Below are 20,806 nucleotides of genomic sequence, written 5' to 3' on the forward strand. Positions count from 1 at the left end.
CCAAAAACTAATCTCTGTCAGCTTTAAGAACTGCCAGGAATGCTTCTTGTGGAACCGAAACAGAGCCTATCTCTTTCATTTTCTTCTTCCCCTCTTTCTGTTTTTCCAGCAGTTTACGCTTCCTGGTCACATCTCCACCATAACATTTTGCTAATACATCCTTGCGCAAAGGATTAATAGTGCTCCGGGCAATAATTGTGCCACCAATTGCTGCTTGAAGTGCAATCTTGAAAAGATGACGCGGTATTACTTCCGCCAGAGTATCTGTTACACTCTTTCCCCAGCTATGTGCCTTATCTCTATGACAGATAAAGCTCATTGCATCTACCTTCTCTCCATTAATCAAGATATCCACTTTAACTACCTCAGAAGGACGATATTCCAGAAAAGTATAATCCAGAGATGCATAACCCCTACTAACCGTCTTAAGTTTATCATAAAAATCAAAGATTATCTCTATTAAAGGCATCTCATAATGCAGAGCAACTCTCTTTTCATCCAGATATTGGATATCTTTTTGAATACCTCGTCGTTCCTGAGCCAATTTCATAACATTCCCAATATATTCAGTAGGCACTATGATTTCAGTTTCCATATAGGGTTCTTTAATAGTTTCAATGAGAGTCGGATCAGGAAAATCAGCGGGATTATTAATCAAGACTTCTTGACCATTTTTTAGTTTAATTAGAAATCCAACACTTGGAGTAGTGGCAATAATAGGCACATTATACTCTCGTAATAGACGTTCTTTGACTATTTCCAGATGTAACATTCCTAAAAAACCACAGCGAAACCCATAACCAAGTGCGGCAGAATTTTCTTTTTCATAAACCAGGGAAGCATCATTTAATTTAAGCTTTGCCATTGCTTCTACCAGATTTTCATAATCTTCGCTATTGATAGGAAAAATGCTGGAGTAGACCATCGGTTTAGGTTCTTTAAAACCAGGTAATGGTTCTTCACAACCACCTTTAGCCAGAGTTAAAGTATCTCCCACCCGAGCATCTGCTACTTCTTTGATATTGGCAATAATATAACCCACTTCTCCTGCAGTTAACTCCTCTTGGGGAGACAATTTCAAACCCAGATATCCAATTTCTTCTATATCATATTCATGCTCTGTGGCAAAAAGCTTAATCCGTTCTCCTTTCCTAAGTCTTCCATCAAATAAACGAACTAAGACCACTACCCCCCGAAACATATCAAAGAAAGAATCAAATATCAGCGCTTTGGGTGGAGCATCAATATTTCCCTGGGGTGCAGGAAGTTTTGCACAGATAGCATCCAGTAAATCTTTGACCCCTTCTCCATTTTTTGCACTTACCTTCATAATCTCTTCTGGTAAACATCCTAACAGGTCAGACAAGTCTTGGATAGTGCCTTCTACATCAGCTTTGGGCAAATCTATCTTATTAACCACTGGTAAAATTTCTAAATCATTATCCAACGCCAAATAGAGATTGCTTAATGTCTGCGCTTCTATACCCTGAGAAGCATCCACCAGAAGTATGGCACCTTCACATGATGCCAGTGCCCGTGAAACTTCATAAGAAAAATCTACATGACCGGGTGTATCTATTAAATTTAACACATATTCCTGACTATTATAGCTGTGTATCATACGAACACAATGACTCTTGATAGTTATCCCTTTTTCTCTTTCCAAGTCCATACTATCCAGCACCTGGTCTACATCCACTTTATTCACTAAATGCGTGTATTCCAAAAAGCGGTCTGCCAGAGTAGATTTTCCATGGTCAATATGCGCAATTATGCAGAAATTGCGGATAAATTCTTGTTTCATTCTTTTCCTTTATAGTCTTAAAATTTATTTCCTTACCCAACTTTTTATGTTATCCCCACAAATCCTATCATCAGTTTTGTCAATGTTTTTACACAACCGTTAAATTCCAGCTATGTATATTCCTGCATTATTTAATGAAATCTCTCTTATTGATAGATTCCTTTTTTAGACTTATAAACCAAGTAAGACGATATAAGATAGCTATTATAAACTTTCACAACCTGATTATACTTAGAAATTGCTTTTTATGCTTGACATCTAAAAGCGGATTAAAATTAAGGAAAATAAGTAAAATTGTTTTATACATAAGGAGTTATATAAATGAAAAGGACTTATCAGCCCTCAAATCGCTCCAGAAAGAGCACTCATGGTTTTCGTAGCCGGATGGCAACTCGAAATGGTCGTAAAGTTCTTGCTCGTCGTCGTGCTAAAGGGAGAAAGACCCTTTGTGTGTAAATTATGCTTCGGTTAATAACGAAGCATAAGGAATATTTGGAGTTTCGCAATCCAGACCTCTTTCTGCGAACTTCTCATTTTAATGTTCCGGTTATTGTTTCGCCATTTGAATTTGCAGTTGGCATCACGATTGGGAAAAAGATAGGAAAAGCCCATATTCGGAATAAACTTAAACGGAGAATTAAAGCCTGGTTTCACCAGCACAAAAATGAACTACCATCAGGATTTAAACTTAATCTTATTGCTCTTCCAGGTGCAGGTGAATTGAATTGGACTCAATTATGCGAAGAACTGAACGAACTAACTCAACGACTTTCTTAGAAGTATTAATCCCTATTCTCCGTTTACCTAATCTGGTTATAATAGGTCTAATACACATCTATCAAAAGATGATATCACCCCTCTTGCCTAAGGTTTGCCGTTTTGAACCTTCCTGCAGTAGTTATAGTCTTCAAGCTTTCCATAAGTATAACTTTTTTAAAGCTTTAGGACTAACTATCTGGAGGTTAATACGCTGTAATCCCTTTTGCAAAGGAGGTTACGATCCCCTACCCTGAGGAGTATTAATGGATAAACGCACTCTCATATCTCTTTTAATTGTATTAATCCTGTTCACTATTTTACAGGTCTATGTTTTTAAACCTCCCACACCTCCTGCGGAAAGTGAACAAGTTCAAGATAGTCTGGCAAAAACTGTCCCCGATACCATAAACACTCCTGTGGCTGTTCCTGCCACTATTGCTAAATGGGATAGCCTTGCCTCTTATCCTGATAGCATAAAAACTCTCACTTTAGAAAATGACAATTTCACAGTAAAGTTTAGTAGTTTAGGTGCAAGCATAAGCTCTGTATCTTTAAAGAAATATCTCTGGGCAGATAAACCTGTTCCAGTAGATTTAGTTCCAGAACAAGGTAGATTAGCCGGAATTTCTCTTCTGGGATTAAATGTAGACCAGAATAAAGATTTAAAGCTCCTAAACTGGTATTATACCCAGCTTGATTCCAGTGTTGTGTTCTGGTTAGGAGATGAGGCTAATCCTCTGGTCAAAAAGGTTTACACCTTAGATGATAAATACGGTATTTTAATGGATGTAGCGGTTAGTAGTTCTTTCCCAGTATATGGCATAGAATATGATTATTCAGATGGAATAGCAGATACGGAAAAGATTAAATCCAATCTCAAAGATACCGATTACAAATTGCTTCTTTTTTATGAGAACGAATTACAGAAATATAGTCTTTCCAAAGTACGTAAGAAACAACCTCAAGGTCCAGTAAGTGCATTTAAATGGGCAGCTTTAAGGACCAAATATTTTACCATAGCTATAAATGAGACAGGAAATCCCTTAACCTCCAATTATTTTGCCCAGGTTTCACCGACTACGGGTAATCCAGCTATAGTTCTCAATTCTTTTGACCGTAGTCCCTCACAGAATTGGGAACAGCATTTTCTCATCTATGCTGGTCCCGCAGACTATAATCTTATGAAAAGCTATACAGATACCAAGATGGAATTGATTCCTGAAAGAGGTCCAGGATGGCTGCGCTGGCTTTCCAATCCTATTGCCTGGTTGCTCCAATTTCTTCATAGCTTTATTCCTAATTATGGTATAGTAATCATAATCTTTAGTATCCTGCTCAAGATTATACTTCAACCTTTGACCAATAAGAGCACTAAGGCAAATCTGAAGATGCAAAGCATTCAACCTCAAGTGCAGGAATTACAAAAGAAATATAAAAATGACCCCCAGAGAATGCAGCAGGAACTTTCCAAACTGTATAAAGAAGCAGGTGCTAATCCTTTCTCTGGCTGTTTTCCCTTACTACTGCAAATGCCCATCTTTATTGCTCTTTACAATGTGCTTCGCTATACTATAGATATGCGTAATGCCAGATTTTTCGGATGGTTGAACGATCTTTCTGAACCTGATCCCTACCTGATTCTTCCGCTTATTATGGCAGGGTTTATGGTTCTACAAAGTCTAATGTCTCAACCTTCCAAGGAAACTTTAGACAAAATGGATGACCAACAAAAGGCTATGCAACGAAGCACTAAAATGATGACCTGGTTAATGCCCATTATTATGTTCTTCATATTTAGGAGTCTACCTTCTGGTTTGGTGCTCTATTACACAGTCTTCAATATCCTCAGTGTGATTCAAATGTATTATATGAAGAAAAATATGAAAAAGAAGGAATTACTTAAATGATTACCATTGAGAAAAGTGGTGCAAAAGTAGAAGAACTCATTGCTGAATTTCGTAAAGAATATGGACTGAAAGATTGGGAATTTAAATATGAAATCATAAAAAATCCTTCTTCTGGTTTATTTGGACTCCTTCCCAGAAAAAATGCTATGGTGCGTTTTTACTTGCCTGATATAGAAGAAAGAGTTGCTTCTTTTTTAAAAGAATTACTCATCAAAATGGATATTTCTTATAAGGAAATTAAGACCCATAAGGAAGGAAAATCCATCTATCTGGAAATCATTAGCGAAGAAGAATCAGGCAGACTTATCGGAAAAAACGGAAAGATGCTGGATGCAATGCAGTATCTACTGAATAAAGTATTTGAGGAAAATAGTGCAATTGACCACATTTATCTGGATGTTGATGGTTACAGACAAAGACAACAAGCCCAATTTCTAAGACCTTTTCTTTCTATCTTCCAGAAAGTGCGTTCCGAAGGAAAACCCTATACCTTAGAACCATTGAATGCATCAGAACGAAGGATAATTCACAAATATATAGAAAAACAAAAAGACTTGAGCACTCTAACTATCGGTGAAGGGACTAAAAAGAGGATGGTTATATTTCCTGCTCATCAATCTGCTTCGGAGGCTCTTATTCATAGTAGACAACAACGACAGCAAGGTCAGCATAACCCGAAAAAAAGTAATTTGAGATAAAAGCTTTATGGATATAATCGTCAATCGTATTGACGCTGGAAAATACTGGACAGATAGTGGAGCCAGCTTTGGTGTTCTACCGCGTGCTATATGGGGCAAAGAAGTCCAGACAGATGAACTACATAGAAGAATGCTGGCACTAAACCTATTACTTATTTGTTTACCAGAACGAGTCATTCTGGTGGATACTGGCTTAGGGAATCGTCTTTCGGAGAAGCAAATTTCTATCTATAATCCTTCTCCTTTTATGCTACCTGTTTCTCTCGCCGAATTAGGTGTGCGAGATATAGATGTTACTGATGTGATTCTAACTCATCTTCATTTTGACCATTGTGGTGGAGTTATCACTAACTTTGGAGATAAGGAAAGACTAACTTTCCCCCGAGCAAAATACTGGATTCAAAAATCTGAATGGGAAATGGCAAAACATCCGGATGACTTAAATAAAGCCTCCTATGATTTTGAACATCAATTATATCTACTGGAACAAAGCAACCAATATGAACTGATTGAAGGTAATCTGGATATAGCGGAAGGTGTAACTTTGATTAAAACTGGAGGTCATACTGTTGGCAGTCAGATTGTAGAAATTGATACTTCATCCGAATTTTATATATATCCAGCTGATATTATCCCTACTTTCTTTCATATTTCTCTTGCGGTAACCTCTGCTTACGACCTTTCTCGCACGGAAACTTATAAAGCAAAACTATATATTTACTCTCGCTTAAAAGAAAAGAAGGGAACCTTACTTTTAAATCATGACCCCCAACGCTGGGAAGTAAATTTCTCCGAAATAAAATATTGTAAATAGAAGAGATTTAAATTATACTCTCTCTCCTTGCTTTTGTTTAGTATTATTTGGAAGACAATCTATTCATATCTACAATAATAAGCAGTCTGCTCTGAAACCTTAACTTTATATTTTTTGTCTGCAGGAACTAAAAATGATTCGCCCTTACCATAAGTTTTCCAATCTTTTGAACCCGGTAAGAGTACCGTTAAAATACCGGATACTACCATCATATATTCAACTGTAGAAGTAACAAATTCAAATTCACCCTTATCCATTACTCCCACTGTAGCCATACCTTGTGAATTTTCAAAAGCAATAGACTTTACTTTACCTTCAAAATATTCAAATACTTTCAGCATCTAATTCTCCTTTTTATTTACTATTTAATCCTAAACTACCGTTTAAATTATTCTCTTATTCTGTAAAGCTATTTTTCAAACAATAATCAAACAAAGAAAGTCCCATTTACTTTGATTGAGAGATAGTTAAATAAATATTCTTCTTTTATGCTATAACCTGATTAGCCTGCAAAAGATGAAACTATAGCAAGTTTTATGGGTATTGAATATACCTAACAATCTGTATCCAGCATTCATAAGAAGAATATCTATATATAAGCAATATGACTTCAACTCTTTATCCTGACTGGTAGACTCATACAATTTTCTTGACGCATCTACACTTTGCAAAGGAAGGTTATTATTAAAGAAAAAATAATAGGAATGAGGCAAATGCGACAGTTAATCATTGCAGGAAATTGGAAAATGCACAAGGATGCCCAAAGCACGGAGGATTTTTGTAATGCTCTTGCTCAATATCTGGTAACTCATAAACAGATGAGAGTGTTACCCCTCATAGCTCCAGCCTATCCTTTTTTAGAAAAAGCTTTAAAAATTCTAAATGGATTACCCGTGGAAGTAGCAGCACAAGATGTGAGCTATCATCTTGAAGGTGCCTATACTGGCGAAGTTTCTGCTAATCAACTCAGTTCTCTTGGATTACATTATTGCATTGTAGGACATTCAGAACGCAGACAATATCATTCTGAAACTGATGCTATGGTGCGTGATAAGCAACTTCGCTTGAGAGAACAGAGTATGATACCCATTGTTTGTCTGGGTGAAACTCTCAGTCAAAGGCAAGCTGGTAAAACGCAAGAAGTAATCTTATCGCAATTAAATGGCTGTTTTGAGGGCATTGAATTGCAAACAGGCAAAGATGTGATTATCGCATATGAACCCGTATGGGCTATAGGAACTGGTCTTACAGCTACTGCTAATCAGGCTCAGGAAGCTCATCTTTTAATTCGTAATTGGTTGAAAGAACATTATTCGGAAGAAATAGCTCAAAATGTGCATATACTCTATGGAGGCAGTATCAAACCAGAAAATATTTACGGACTTATCTCTGAACCAGATATTGATGGTGGTCTGATTGGTGGAGCCTCCTTGAAAATAGAGGATTTTTGTAAAATGATAGATATTGCCGTAGATTTGATTAATAGTGGGAGCAAATAAATGATTGATTTGAAATATATTCGCACTCATCCTCAAGAGGTGCGAAATGCTATCCTTAATAAAAATGAAAAAGCTAATCTGGATGCTATTCTTGCCTTAGATGAGAACAGACGAAAACTGCAATATGAATATGACCAGTTGAGAAGTAAACAACATCAGGTTTCCCAGATTATAGTATTGAAAAAGAGAAACGGTGAAGATGTTAGTGAACTCCTGTCAGAAATGAGTGAAGTGGCAGAGCAAATCAGAGCTTTAAACGCTCAACTTACTGAAACCAATACTCAGTTAGAAAATTTGCTGTTAACCATACCAAATATCCCTCATCCAGATGTTCCCATTGGAAAAGATGAATCTGCCAATCGGGTCATAAAGTTGTGGGGTGAAAAGCCAAACTTCACTTTTACACCTTTAGACCATTTAGAATTGGCTGAGAAAAATAGGCTTCTGGACCTTCCCCGAGGAGCAAAAATCAGCGGTTCCGGATTCCCTGTTTATACAGGAATAGGCGCAATTTGGGAAAGAGCATTGATTAATTTTATGTTAAACTTCCATATACAGAAACATAATTACACTGAACTGGCAGTTCCAGTGCTGGTTACACGTAAAACTATGACGGGAACAGGACAATTGCCTAAACTGGAAGATGATATGTACCGAATTGAAGCAGATGACCTTTTCCTCATCCCTACTGCAGAAGTTCCCGTTACTAATTTTTTTGCCGATGAGATATTGCCACAAGATAGACTTCCCATAAAATTCGTATCCTACACTCCTTGTTTCCGTCGTGAAGCTGGCTCTTATGGTAAAGAAACCAAAGGCTTACAACGCTTACATCAATTCAATAAAGTAGAGTTAGTTCATTTCGTAGAACCTTCTACTTCCTATCAAGCTTTAGAAGAGATTAGAGAAGACGCAGAAGAAATTTTGCAAGCTTTGAATCTTCATTATAGAGTGGTAGAACTATGTACCGGTGATTTGAGTTTTGCTTCAGCCAAAACTTACGATATAGAAGTCTGGGCTCCAGGTCTGGGAAAATATTTGGAAGTATCGTCAATTAGCAATTTTGAGGATTTCCAGGCTCGTAGAGCTAATATACGCTATAAGGACACACAAGGTAAACTTGGCTACCTTCATACTCTCAATGGTTCCGGAGTAGCCACACCTCGTTTAATGATAGCATTGTGGGAAACCTATCAAACGAAAGAAGGAACTATCAATGCTCCAGAGGTTTTAAAAGAATATAATGTGCCTGAGATTACTGAATCAAGTAAAAGATGGTAATATATGGGCGGAAATAGATTAAATGAAAACCAAAGCTTACGAGGCTAAGAGATTATGGAAAAACGGGAATTTGACTTCTTTGAACTAATAAGGTTGATTATCCGCAACCGAAAATTCATTATTATATTTGTTGCAGTGGTTAGTGTAGCTGCAGTTATTTACAGTTTGGTCACACCTCAAATCTGGAGGTCAACTGCTACTTTCTATGTTATAGGAGACCAGACCTCCTCTTTTCCTTTCAACATAGAAGGTTTGAGTGGTCTAACTGCTGGTCTTATGGGAACAACAAATTCGCAAAATGCGATAAATGCCGTAATAGCTATGAACTCCCGACAATTTTCGGAAAAGGTGATTCGCCATTTCAATCTTATAGATTATTACAAAATAACCACCAAGGATTCACTTAAAGCTATGGATAGTGCTCTGAAGATGCTGCATACTAAGACTATGAAAATAGGTAGTGACCCAGAAACTGGTTTGGTGACTGTTAGCGCTGATACGAAGGATAAGAAACTCTCCCGTGATATAGTAAATTATTATCTGCAACAACTGGATATCTATAATAGAGAAGAAAAAATTACCCGTGGCAAAATGAATCGTGAGTTCTTGGAAGCAAGAGTTAATGAAACTCGCGCCGAAATTGATTCCCTCCTGCTGGCATTAAAGGACTTTCAGCAGAGGCATAATGCTGTTGATATTGAAGCTCAAACTTCCTCTTTAATTAAATCCTATTCTGATATTATAGCTACCAAAATGAGTACTGATATAGAACTGGAACTGGCAAGAAAGAACTATGCTGAAAATTCTCCTATTGTTTTGGAACTAAAAGACCGAAGTGAGGCTTTGGCAAAACAGATAAAGCAATTGGAAGCAGGAAAAGAACCTCTAAAACCAAGATATCTGATTGATATTGGCTCTCTTCCTGATCTGGCAACTCAATATGCTCAATTGAAAATGAACCTGGAAATCAAATCCAAAGTATATGAATTTCTCTATCCGCAATATGAAGCAGCTAAACTGGAAGAATTGAAAGACCTACCAACTCTGGATATACTGGATACACCAAGAGAAGCAGGGTTAAGAGTTAGACCAAAAAGAGCAGTAATGTGTATCATTGCTTTTGCGCTGGCTGTTGTGGTGTCTATCATCATAGTTCTGATAAAAAACGCTCTGGAACTGAATAAAGAACGCTGGCAGGAGATTAAAAAAGAATTATAAGTGGGTGTAATGAATATGCTAAAGTTAGTGGCTGAGAAATCTATTTATCTCCTTGCCGCTTTAGCTGTTCTGGCAGTAGCAAATTTTCTCCAGACACTGCAGATAGTCCAAATAGGTTTTATTGGCGTTGTCTTTCTGGCTTGGGCAGTTTTCTCTCTAATTTTTGGGATCAGTGTAAGAAATAGCCTAATCTTCTGCTCGCTTTTCTTTATAAAACCTATACCAACCAGTTTCTATTGCGTATTGTTTATCCTGTTAATTACATTTGTCTTTGAATATCAGCGTTCCCATCCTTTAGTTATACCCTATCCGGTAGCCTTGATTGTCCTTTTATTAACTTCTTGCTACGGATTGATAAGAGCACGGGAATTTTATTATTCCACCCAATATTTTGCTGCTACTGCTATAGTTCCTTTAATACTTTTCATTTTATTAGGCAATACCAAACTTCAAAAAGAAGATTTTATACTCTGGATAAAATCTATTGTAATAATAGGAATATTTCTTAGTATAATTGGTGTGTTTATGGCATTAGCCCATCCAGAACAGCGTCTGGGTTCTTTGTGGATAACTGCAATGACCATTAATGGATACTACACTTTAGCCTTTTTCTTCTCTATTGCCTTAGGCATGGAAGCAGAAAATAGTAATAATAAATATTTCTGGTTTATTGGAGCAATCATTATCCTTTTGGGTATGTTATATACCTACACTCGTATGGCACTTTTAGCCGTATTATTTGGTCTTATACTTATTATTATAATGGTTAAAAAACTGCGATATATAGGAATGCTTGTGCTTTTGCTCATTCCTTTAATTATTCCCTCTTCTATGGTTTCAAGAATAAAATTGGGCTTAACTTTTGATTATTCTATTGTTATCAGAGTGATAGCCTGGTTTTATGCTATAAGACAGATTAAATTGGCACCCTGGTTTGGTATGGGAATTGATGTCTGGAGACATTGGTATGCTGCAATTATTCCTCTTGATTTTCTATATGCTGAACATCCTCATAATATCTTTCTCAAGATTTGGGTAGAGCTTGGAATATTCGGCTTCTTAAGCTATTTTTATATCATCGGTGCCACCGTCAGAAAATACTACCTGCATTTAGTTAAAAGACAAAAAGATTATTTCAGTACTATAATTTTCATCGGAGTTTTAGCATTACTATTTGCTTGTTTAACCGATATATTTATCCAGCAGTTTTCAGTTAGTATGCTGTTCTGGATAACCTTAGCTTTTATGTATAGATTAGCCAAAAATAAAACGCAAGGTGAACTACAATGAAAGAGTTCCAAAAATTTGTGGATATTATTGCTCAACTTAGAGATCCCGTTTCAGGTTGTCCCTGGGATATTAAACAAACGCCACAAAGCTTAATCCCAAATATGGTTGAAGAATTGTATGAAGTTGTAGAAGCCATAGAAGATGGAGATAATGTCGCCTTAATGGAAGAATTGGGAGACCTCTTATTGCACATTGTTATGCAGGCACAACTTGCTTCGGAATCAGGAGCATTTAATATTATAGATGTCTTAAATCATATAAATGACAAACTGGTGCGTCGTCATCCTCATGTCTTTGGTGAACTGGAACTAAAAGATGCTGATACCGTGAAGAAAAATTGGGAACGACTAAAGAAAGCAGAAAAGCAGGAACGGAAAAGTGTTCTGGAAGGCATACCACGAGCCTTACCTGCTTTAATATATGCTCAAAGAATGCAGGAAAAAGCTGCATCGGTTGGTTTTGATTGGGATGATGTACCACCTATTCTGGAAAAGATTGACGAAGAAACCAAAGAACTAAAATCTGCTTTAGAGACTGAAGACCAGACACGTATTAAAGAAGAAGTGGGAGATTTACTCTTTACCATAGTGAATCTTGCCCGTAAATTGCATCTTGATGCAGAAAGTGCCTTAAAAGAAACAGCAAGGAAGTTCTCTAAACGATTCCAGTATATAGAAGAGCAATATCGTCAAAACGGAGAAAATATCAATGAAGCATCGCTCGAAGAACTCAACTCTTTCTGGGAACTCTCCAAGAAAGAGGAATAATTTCCAGTATCTAAGATTATATTTAATCTTTAGCACTCTCGTTCTCTTTGTTGTTATTGCCATCTATAGTCAGGTTCTAATTCGTAATGCTAAAAGAGAGCAAGAATATGTACCTCGTATCTTTGCTAAATATATAGCCTATACCAATAACTACTTGCGCCAATCAGAAAAATATGCCTTAATGCTGGCAGAAATAACTTCCAAGACCTTTGATGCTTTGAATAGAGAAGATTTTCAGGAAGCTATCAGTAATTATATGCTATTTGAATTCCCTCAAAAAAATCCTATTCCTGTCATCATTACCGATATAGATTCAGTGCCACAACTCTGGAATCAAGTAGGAGTTTCACCAGATAGCACCTACGATAGTCTCTCTGAGCAGTCCAGACAAATTTTGCGAGATAAGATGAAATCTATGGACCGTATAGAAATTAAATCAGGCAACCGAGTAGTTAATTATGTCTATATTGCTCGTCCTCTATCTTTACAAGAATTTATTAAGAACATTGATTATTCTGTGGTAGTGACCGACAGGGATAAAAGACCACTCTACTGGCGAAATGTTGAAATTCCCGAGGATAAAAGCTGGGATGAGATAACACCGGAGGAAAAATCACAACTGCATAAAACTATGAATGATATGTATGAAGTTTATTTGGGTGATACTTCCGACCAATTAGGTTATATCTATTTCTCCACTCCTAAATATCTACCCAGAATTAGATATCTTGTCTTTCTGGAACTGGCTCTGGCTTTATTATTAGTAGGTTTTAGTAGCTATGGATTATTCCTCGTAAATAGAACCGAAAAAGATACTCTGTGGATTGGCTTAGCCAAAGAAACAGCTCATCAATTTGGAACTCCGATAACTTCTCTTATGGGATGGATAGACTTGTTAAGAGAAGCTCCAGAAGAAGGAATTTCCGGTCCAGAATTGAGTAAGATGGTGGATTATATGACTACGGATTTAAATCAGTTAAAAAATATCGCCTCTCGTTTCGGGAAGGTAGGTTCTCAAACCAAACTGGTCCCGACAGAATTACATACCGTCTTGCAACAAACCGTTTCTTATTTTAAGGAACGTCTTCCACATCTGGGTTCAAAAATGGATATTCATCTGATATCCAAAATCCAGGGAATAAAGGTGATGCTGGATACCGAACTTTTTACCTGGGCTATGGAAAACCTGATAAAAAATTGTATTGACGCAATGTCATATAAAGGTGGAAATATATTTATCACCGCAACACATAATAATAAATATGTATATATTCATATCCGGGATGAAGGAAAGGGAATCCCACACTCTCAATGGAAAAAAATCTTTGAACCAGGGATAACTACTAAAACTCGCGGCTGGGGTCTGGGATTAAGTTTGGCAAAACGTATCATTGAAGAATATCATCAAGGAGTGATTAAAGTGCTTACCAGCACTATCAATGAAGGAACAACTATAGAAATCAGATTAAATATCCCCGAACAGGAGGAGGAGAAAAAATGAAATATTTACTCTCTACCGAACAAATGAGAGAATTGGATAGAAGAACCATTAAAGAGTGCAATCTATCTTCAAGAATACTTATGGAAACTGCAGGTAAAGGTTGTGCAGATTTATTAGTCCGGGAATTTCCTGCTCAAATGGAAAATGGAATCCTTATTCTTTGCGGAAATGGAAATAATGGGGGTGATGGAGCAGTACTTGCTCGCTGGCTACATCATTATGGTTATGTAGTAACCCTGGTGAATATCCAGCTGGGCAATCTTAGCTCTGAAACAAAGACAAATTTTGCTATATGCCAATCACTGGGAATAAAAGTGCACAAAGTTAAATCCGAAAAACATCTTGGTTGGCTGAAGGAAATGGTCTCTATGCATAGTATGGTGGTAGATGCCATCTTCGGAATCGGATTTAAAGGTGAATTGGAACCCTGGCTTAAGGAATTATTCTTTTATATCAGTGCTTTTGCCGAATTCAAGGTTGCCTTAGATATACCTTCCGGCTTGAATGCAGATACGGGCAACACTGAAATGGCAATCTGGGTTGATGCCACTTTATGTATAGCCAATCTAAAGTTAGGACATATCATTGGTTTAGGCAGAGAAATCTGTGGAAAACTGTATATAGTTGATATTGGCATCCCAGCCTTATTCTATGAAGATGATGATAATTATGTGCGACTCTTTACTGAAAAGGATTTCTTCCCTCCTATCCGTATCTCCACCTATCACAAAAATGACTATGGAAAAGTCTATATTTTTGGCGGAATATCAGGCTATACTGGAGCTTCTATTATGGCTGCAAGAGCTGCCTTAAGAGCTGGATGCGGCTATGCTTTTGTTCTTTATCGCAAGAGATTGATGTCTATCTACTCAGTTAAACTAACTGAAGCTCTAAATCAACCAATACCGGAGAATCCTGAAGATAATTTGCCCGATGAACGAGCTTTACAGGATATCCTTTCCAATGCTACTGCTGTATTAATTGGTCCTGGATTGGGTAAAGATGAATTTGCCCGAAAACTGCTGGAAATAACTATTAAGTTTGTGGACTTGCCTCTGGTAATTGATGCTGATGGCTTGAATCTTCTGGCAGAAAATCCGGATTTATACCCTTATTTAGCCAAGCCCAATGTTCTAATCACACCACACTGGGGAGAATTTATTCGTCTGGCGAAAATAGAAAAAAGCGACTTACAAGCAGATTGTCTACGAGAATTAAAAGCTTTCGTGGATAAATATCAAGCGCAAGTTCTGCTCAAAAGTCATTTCAGCATCTTTTGTAACCGAGAAGAAATCTGGGTTAATATCAGCGGTAATGACGGTTTAGCAACAGGTGGAAGCGGGGATGTCTTATCTGGAATTATTACCTCTTTTCTGGCTCAAGGTTTATCAATTTCTGAAGCAGCTATCAATGCTTCCTATTTATTGGGTGCAACTGCAGAAAAGCTGGCAAAAAAACGTGCTACTGCCTCCATCCTCCCTTCTGATATTATTGATAACCTGTTTATTAAAGATTTATAAATTTAAAAGGATGTTATCTTGAAAACTCTTGAGGAATTGAACACTCCCATATTTTGGGCAGAAGGGCATCCCGGTTCGTTAGAACGAGATAAATGGGTCATCAGTGTTACTGGTAAATGTGTTAATCCCCAACAATTTACTTGGCAACAACTTCTCCAGCTACCTCAAAAAGAAGTAATGGGAAGATTAACCAGTGTAACTCGCTGGTCGGTTGAAGGACTCTGGACTGGAATTGCATTCTCTACCATCTTAGATATAGTAAAAATGTTACCCTCCTGCAAATACCTACGTTTCTGGTCTATAGGAGAAATATATGATACTTCCATACCAGTAGATATAGCGCTAAAAGAGAAGTCCTTATTAGCTCATAGTTTTAATAAGGAATACCTGAGTGAGGATTATGGTGGACCTGTAAGAGTATTTGTCCCTTATCTTTGGGGTTATAAATCAGCCAAATCAGTGGTTAAAATAGAGCTAATGGAATATTATATCCCTGGTTTTTGGGAAAATCGGGGTTATTCTGATAGTGGTGAAATTGAACCTGGTCCCTGTAGGGATTTGAATGCAGATGGTGAAATTAAATATATTCAGGGACCGGGAGAAGTGATATTTTAGCTACAGAGAGGTTTACCAGGAAATCAAGAAGATTATTCGCATCTATTGCCATACCCTGAAATTGCTTTAACTTATATATAGATAATCATTCTTGACTTCTAAGAAGTTAAAATTGCTATGGTATCAATAAGGATATGAAAATTAAAAGAAAATATTATCTTTCAACAAAATTGAAAGGAGCTTTTATCAGGATGCTCCTTATATTATTCCTCTGTAGTTTCTGCTGTTTACTCTTTTCTCAAGATATTCGTGAAGAATATGACCTACTAAAAAATTATGTGCTACCCGATAATGCCGTGCCTTTCAAAGAATTGACTATAAAAGACAGTCTGTATCTAAAAGATGGGATACCTTTCAGTGGAATAGCTTATGACCTATATAAGAATGGGAACCTTGCCCGAGTAGTAAGTTTCAATAAAGGAATTCAGCATGGTCCTATGTATATATGGTATCCTAATGGTGCTCCTCAATTGAGCACTAATTATCATCAGGGTAAACTTCATGGATGGTTTATAGGCTGGTATAGCAATGGATCTATCCTATATAGTATGGCTTATAATCAGGGAAAATATGTTGGCCATTACCAAGACGATGATGACAGAAGGCAGACGCAAGAATTACCAGAATATGAAGGAGATGCAGATGGCCTTAATGAAAGAGATTAAGGCTCCAATTCTTCAGGTTTAAATAGAAAGGATTTATATACAATGGATGAAATAAAAAGTAAAAACTATACTCCTTCCACCTTCAAAAAGATGAAATCTGAAGGTAAGAAAATCTGTATGATTACTGCCTATGATTACGCAATGGCAAGATGCGTGCAAAACAGTGATATAGACCTAATCCTGGTTGGTGATAGTCTGGGAATGGTAGTTTTAGGCTATGAAAACACGCTACCCGTAACTATGGATGATATGGTTCGTCACACTGCTGCAGTTCGTAGAGGAGCTCCAAATTCTTTCATCATAGGTGATATGCCTTATATGAGTTATCACCTTAATCTGGAACAGACTAAAATAAATGCCGCCAGATTGATGGTAGAAGGTGGTGCTAATGCAGTTAAACTGGAAGGTGGCTCCGAATCAAGACTTGAAGCTATCTCTGCTATCCTGGATTGCCAAATTCCCGTTTGTGCACATATTGGCTTGACACCACAGAGTATTCATATATTTGGTGGTTATAAAGTGCAAGGTAAAACTCCGCAAGCTTATGAACGGCTGATAAAACAGGCAGTGGCTTTAGAAGAAACGGGTGTTTTTATGCTTGTTTTAGAAGGAGTTCCAGAAGCCTTGGGAAAAGAAGTAGCAAAAAACTTACAAATCCCTGTTATTGGCATAGGAGCAGGCAGATATGTAGATGGTCAAGTGTTGGTTAACAATGATTTACTCGGATTTTCAGATTTAATACCCAAATATGTGAAAACCTATGCTTCGCTGGATAAAGTTATAGTTGATGCTTTAAACCATTACTGTTCCGAGGTGCGTGAAGGAATTTTCCCAGAGGAAGATAATGTTTATTTCCCGATAAATGAAGAAAAAAAGGATAACTAACAATGAATAACCAAAATAAACAAGTTGAGACTATGACCGCTGATGAGAAGTTTGCGGCTATAGCTAATCTCAAAAATAATTTGGAAGATAATTTTATTAGCTTAGGACAGCTGCTTTCAGAGATTAAACGCAGTAAATTGTTCCGTAAAAAAGGTTATGATAATTTTAAAGATTTTGTTGAAGCAGAGTATAATCTTAGCGGTTCCTTGGCAGGAAAATTGGTCAAAATCTTTGACCTCTTTATTGATGAGATGGATGTGGACGACACCACAGTCAAAGAAATAGGCTTTGACCGCTTACAAATGATTTATCCTATGGTTAATAAGGGAGATTGGGAGGTGAAAGATGAATGGCTGGGAATAGCACAAGAAACACCTACCAACGAACTCCGTAAATATATCCACGAACTTAAATTAAGTGAAAAAGAGGAGCAAATTGACCAAAAAAAGATCTTTGTTAACCAGTATCTGGAAAGAATGACCAATATTTTTAACTGCTCTCGTAATGAGCTGGACTATAAACTGGCACTTTACTTTCAAGATATGGACCCAGAACAAATAAAAAAAGTGGTCCAGAAAAGAGAACGCCAGTTTGAATCTGAATTAAAAAAGGAGGAATCCCCTTGAAACACAAAAAACAAATGAAAATCCTCTGGGTTGATGATGAAATAGACCTTCTAAAATCTTTCGTCTTCTTTTTAGAAGAACGAAACTACGATGTTGATACCTGTAACAATGGCAATGATGCTATTGAAAAGGTGCTGGAAAATAAATATGATATGGTGATTCTGGATGAAATGATGCCAGGCTTAGATGGTTTGACCACCCTACAGGAAATCAAACGTATCAATCCTTCTATTCCTATTATTATGGTCACAAAAAGTGAAGAAGAAGGGCTGATGGATAAGGCAATTGCCTCTCAAATCGCTGATTACCTTATCAAACCTATTAATCCTAATCAAATTATTATGGCAATTAAAAAGATATTTCAGGCTGATGAAATCCGCGCTAATCAAATCGGAGAACAATACACACGTTTTATTGCACAACTCAATCAGCGTCTTTTTAACACCCCTGATTGGAATGAATGGGCTAATATCTATAAAGAAATGTCCCAATGGGAAATCCAGATAGATTGTATCAATGATGATGGCTTGCGTCAAACCCATTTCCTGGAAAAACGCAATTGCAATACCGAATTTACCACTTATATAGAACGAAACTATCGTAACTGGCTCCGCTCTGATGACAGACCAAATATGTCTTTTGATGTTATTTCTCAATACATTGCACCTCATTTTGAGCTCCAGATTCCTGTATATTTCATTATTATAGATTGTATGCGTTTAGACCAGTATCTGGCTATCCAACCATATATTCAGGAACTCTTTGATGAAGAAATGGACCTCTATTACTCTATACTTCCTACTGCAACTCCCTATAGCCGCAATGCTATCTTCAGTGGAATGTTACCTATTGATATAGCCAAACATTTCCCTGAATATTGGAATACTACTGAAGAAATGGATAATTCTCGTAATAGAAACGAACATCAGCTTTTGGATGAACATATTGCAGAACTGGGTTATAATCTGAACCCAACTTCTAAGTATGTGAAAATCTTCAATATGGAAGAAGGTAATTTCGTCCTACGCAAAATAGAAACCTGGAATAAAGAAAACCTGATTGTGCTGGTATATAACTTTCTGGACCTTTTAGCACATCATCGTTCTCGTGACCAGATATTACAAGAAACTATTCCCAATGAAGAAGGTCTCCGTGCCTTTACTAAACATTGGTTCTTGCATTCTTCTCTTTATGAAGCTCTTAAACTTATTGCCAAACAGAATGCTATCTGTATTATTACCACTGATCATGGCTCAATAAAAGTGAACCGAGCTACTCAGGTTATTGGTGATAGAGACACCTCGGTTACAGTTCGTTATAAAGAAGGAAAAAATCTTAATGCCAATGAACGACATGCTATCTTTGTGAAAAAGCCTTCCGAATTTGGACTTCCAAGTAAAAGCATTGTGGATAACTATATCTTTGCACGGGATGATTACTATTTCGTCTATCCTAATGCCTATCATCAATATCAAAAACAGTATAATGGCACTTTCCAGCACGGTGGAGTCTCTATGGAAGAAATGATATTACCCATAGCTACCTGCCGTCCAAAACATCTTAAAATTTAATTGACATAAGCAGTAAAATTCTATTAATGGATTTTAGGATTGTGCAATGTGCATATCGTCCCAAAAGATGTAAGAAGCAACGATAATTGTGCTTGCAGCTTTTGGGACTTTTTCTTTTATAAACGCTCTGTCAGAAATAAGGTTATGAATCTATGCCACTACCCGCTAATCTGAAACTAAAAAGCAAGCAAGATACTGTTAAATTAGCAGAATTTCTTGTGCCTATCCTACAAGCGGGAGATTTAATCTGCCTTTATGGTAATCTGGGCTCAGGTAAAACTTTCTTTGCTGCCGCACTGGCAAAAGCTTTAGGAGTTCCTGATTTCGTTACCAGCCCTTCTTTTATTTTATTTAATCAATATCAAGGTACAAAATATCCATTATATCATCTGGACCTCTTTCGCTTGAAAAATGAACAGGAATTCTGGGAGTTAGGAGTTATTGATTTAATGGATAATGGTATCACTCTCATAGAATGGCCCGAACTGGCAAATAAACTTCTGCCTGAAAGCATTCAAAATCTGAACTTATACTTCTCTTTTGATGGAAAGAAACGGACTGTGGATATAGATGCGAGAGGTAAATTTGCTCCCTATTTTATTAAATAAATTATGCTCAGGAGGATAAAATGAGCTTTAACCCCTTATGGTTAGCACTGATAGTAGTCGTTTTAATGATTATATGGGAAATCGCAGGAAAGCATAAATCCCCTCAAAGAGGATGGATTATTGCTGGTGTCTGCTTTATCTTAGGTATGGCAGTTTTCGGTTATTTCTTCCAGCAAAGCAGACAATCGTCTTCTCTACATGTTGTGGGTTACGCCAGCAAGACCTTTGAAAGTGATATGGTTAAATGGACTCTGGCTATGCAAAAGAACTCCGATTTGGGAGGACTGATGAATGCATATACCACACTCAATAAGGATGTGAACGAATTCAAAAATTTACTGCTTGCAAAAGGTATCGCTGAAAAAGATATTGATATCCAACCTCCTACAAGTTCTCCCGTTTATGATAACAGCGGAAATATTACTGGATATAATGTTAATCAAACTCTTTATATCCTTAGTAAAGATATTCCAACGGTAGAATCTATCGCTCTGGACCCTCAATTCTTTGCTCAGCGTTCTATCATATTAATGCAATCTAATCTGGATTACCTCTATTCAAAACTCCCTGATTTAAAAAAAGAAATGATTGGTGCCGCTACTGAAGATGCTTATGCTCGTGCTAAAGAAATTAGCTCCGCCTCTAAAACTCATCTGGGAAAACTTATTTATGCACGAACAGGAGTTTTCCAGATTACGGAACCTTATTCTACAGAAGTTTCTGACTACGGTTTTTACAGGACTAATACTCGTACTAAAAGTATATCTGTAACGGTCAC

The 20,806-nt window shown here is 37.0% G+C and carries 22 protein-coding genes; 20 read left to right on the top strand and 2 right to left on the bottom strand.

The genetic code is table 11. The features are described 5' to 3' along the window. Nucleotides 1–7: 7 nt before the first annotated feature. Nucleotides 8–1,804 carry a translation elongation factor 4 gene (gene lepA, locus E0946_RS03290; RefSeq protein WP_133201043.1) on the bottom strand — a complete coding sequence of 599 codons (1,797 nt, stop codon included), beginning with the start codon at nt 1,802–1,804 and terminating at the stop codon, nt 8–10. A gap of 321 nt (nt 1,805–2,125) precedes the next feature. On the opposite strand from lepA, the gene rpmH reads away from it, so the two are divergent. Genes rpmH through E0946_RS03320 form a run of 6 tightly spaced genes read left to right on the top strand, consistent with a single transcriptional unit; the run spans nt 2,126 to nt 5,982 of the window. Then, on the top strand, nt 2,126–2,260 hold the full coding sequence (rpmH, locus tag E0946_RS03295) for a 50S ribosomal protein L34 (RefSeq protein ID WP_133201044.1): 135 nt from the start codon (nt 2,126–2,128) through the stop codon (nt 2,258–2,260). A 3-nt stretch (nt 2,261–2,263) separates the two neighbouring features. Beyond that, nucleotides 2,264–2,581, top strand: coding sequence for a ribonuclease P protein component (gene rnpA / locus E0946_RS03300; protein WP_133201045.1), 318 nt, complete (start codon nt 2,264–2,266; stop codon nt 2,579–2,581). Then, nucleotides 2,542–2,817, top strand: a complete 276-nt coding sequence (gene yidD / locus E0946_RS07445) for a membrane protein insertion efficiency factor YidD (RefSeq protein ID WP_133201046.1) — start codon at nt 2,542–2,544, stop codon at nt 2,815–2,817. Before rnpA ends, yidD begins: the two co-directional genes overlap by 40 nt. 9 nt (nt 2,818–2,826) lie before the next feature. Beyond that, complete coding sequence (yidC, locus tag E0946_RS03310; protein WP_133201047.1) at nt 2,827–4,470, top strand: membrane protein insertase YidC; 1,644 nt, start codon at nt 2,827–2,829, stop codon at nt 4,468–4,470. Next, nucleotides 4,467–5,168, top strand: coding sequence for a R3H domain-containing nucleic acid-binding protein (locus E0946_RS03315; RefSeq protein ID WP_133201048.1), 702 nt, complete (start codon nt 4,467–4,469; stop codon nt 5,166–5,168). Before yidC ends, E0946_RS03315 begins: the two co-directional genes overlap by 4 nt. 7 nt (nt 5,169–5,175) lie before the next feature. After that, nucleotides 5,176–5,982 carry an MBL fold metallo-hydrolase gene (locus E0946_RS03320; protein WP_133201049.1) on the top strand — a complete coding sequence of 269 codons (807 nt, stop codon included), beginning with the start codon at nt 5,176–5,178 and terminating at the stop codon, nt 5,980–5,982. 59 nt (nt 5,983–6,041) lie between these two features. Here E0946_RS03320 and ppnP read toward each other — a convergent pair whose 3' ends face one another. Continuing rightward, nucleotides 6,042–6,323: a pyrimidine/purine nucleoside phosphorylase gene (gene ppnP, locus E0946_RS03325; RefSeq protein WP_133201050.1), complete on the bottom strand. Its 282-nt coding sequence runs from the start codon at nt 6,321–6,323 to the stop codon at nt 6,042–6,044. A gap of 372 nt (nt 6,324–6,695) precedes the next feature. Here ppnP and tpiA point away from each other — a divergent pair, with 372 nt between their 5' ends. The 14 genes from tpiA to E0946_RS03395 form a co-directional block, all read left to right on the top strand. Then, nucleotides 6,696–7,481, top strand: coding sequence for a triose-phosphate isomerase (tpiA, locus tag E0946_RS03330; RefSeq protein WP_133201051.1), 786 nt, complete (start codon nt 6,696–6,698; stop codon nt 7,479–7,481). Further along, the gene (serS, locus tag E0946_RS03335) at nt 7,482–8,762 is read left to right on the top strand and encodes a serine--tRNA ligase (protein WP_133201052.1); all 1,281 of its coding nucleotides are present in this window, start codon (nt 7,482–7,484) and stop codon (nt 8,760–8,762) included. 54 nt (nt 8,763–8,816) lie between these two features. Beyond that, on the top strand, nt 8,817–9,980 hold the full coding sequence (locus E0946_RS03340; protein WP_133201053.1) for a GumC family protein: 1,164 nt from the start codon (nt 8,817–8,819) through the stop codon (nt 9,978–9,980). A gap of 15 nt (nt 9,981–9,995) precedes the next feature. Beyond that, nucleotides 9,996–11,270, top strand: coding sequence for an O-antigen ligase family protein (locus E0946_RS03345; protein WP_165942066.1), 1,275 nt, complete (start codon nt 9,996–9,998; stop codon nt 11,268–11,270). Beyond that, nucleotides 11,267–12,037 carry a nucleoside triphosphate pyrophosphohydrolase gene (gene mazG, locus E0946_RS03350; protein WP_133201055.1) on the top strand — a complete coding sequence of 257 codons (771 nt, stop codon included), beginning with the start codon at nt 11,267–11,269 and terminating at the stop codon, nt 12,035–12,037. Before E0946_RS03345 ends, mazG begins: the two co-directional genes overlap by 4 nt. Next, nucleotides 11,979–13,538, top strand: a complete 1,560-nt coding sequence (locus tag E0946_RS03355; protein WP_133201056.1) for a sensor histidine kinase — start codon at nt 11,979–11,981, stop codon at nt 13,536–13,538. Before mazG ends, E0946_RS03355 begins: the two co-directional genes overlap by 59 nt. Continuing rightward, nucleotides 13,535–15,058, top strand: coding sequence for an NAD(P)H-hydrate dehydratase (locus E0946_RS03360; protein ID WP_133201057.1), 1,524 nt, complete (start codon nt 13,535–13,537; stop codon nt 15,056–15,058). Before E0946_RS03355 ends, E0946_RS03360 begins: the two co-directional genes overlap by 4 nt. A gap of 18 nt (nt 15,059–15,076) precedes the next feature. Then, the gene (locus tag E0946_RS03365; RefSeq protein WP_133201058.1) at nt 15,077–15,673 is read left to right on the top strand and encodes a molybdopterin-dependent oxidoreductase; all 597 of its coding nucleotides are present in this window, start codon (nt 15,077–15,079) and stop codon (nt 15,671–15,673) included. 191 nt (nt 15,674–15,864) lie between these two features. Beyond that, nucleotides 15,865–16,338, top strand: coding sequence for a toxin-antitoxin system YwqK family antitoxin (locus E0946_RS03370; RefSeq protein WP_133201059.1), 474 nt, complete (start codon nt 15,865–15,867; stop codon nt 16,336–16,338). Between the two features lie 42 nt (nt 16,339–16,380). Next, nucleotides 16,381–17,223: a 3-methyl-2-oxobutanoate hydroxymethyltransferase gene (panB, locus tag E0946_RS03375; RefSeq protein WP_133201060.1), complete on the top strand. Its 843-nt coding sequence runs from the start codon at nt 16,381–16,383 to the stop codon at nt 17,221–17,223. A gap of 2 nt (nt 17,224–17,225) precedes the next feature. Further along, a complete protein-coding gene (locus E0946_RS03380) occupies nt 17,226–17,849 on the top strand; it encodes a hypothetical protein (RefSeq protein ID WP_133201061.1) in 624 nt (207 codons plus the stop codon). Further along, nucleotides 17,846–19,420 (top strand): T9SS response regulator signal transducer PorX, encoded by a 1,575-nt coding sequence (gene porX, locus E0946_RS03385; protein ID WP_243713736.1) that lies wholly within the window; start codon nt 17,846–17,848, stop codon nt 19,418–19,420. The genes E0946_RS03380 and porX overlap by 4 nt, the downstream gene beginning before the upstream one ends. A gap of 152 nt (nt 19,421–19,572) precedes the next feature. Continuing rightward, the gene (gene tsaE, locus E0946_RS03390) at nt 19,573–20,028 is read left to right on the top strand and encodes a tRNA (adenosine(37)-N6)-threonylcarbamoyltransferase complex ATPase subunit type 1 TsaE (protein ID WP_133201062.1); all 456 of its coding nucleotides are present in this window, start codon (nt 19,573–19,575) and stop codon (nt 20,026–20,028) included. 20 nt (nt 20,029–20,048) lie between these two features. Beyond that, nucleotides 20,049–20,806, top strand: a 758-nt coding sequence (locus E0946_RS03395; RefSeq protein WP_133201063.1) for an SIMPL domain-containing protein, incomplete at its 3' end; no start/stop codon positions are given.

The organism is Candidatus Syntrophosphaera thermopropionivorans (genome assembly GCF_004353895.1).
GTDB lineage: Bacteria > Cloacimonadota > Cloacimonadia > Cloacimonadales > Cloacimonadaceae > Syntrophosphaera > Syntrophosphaera thermopropionivorans.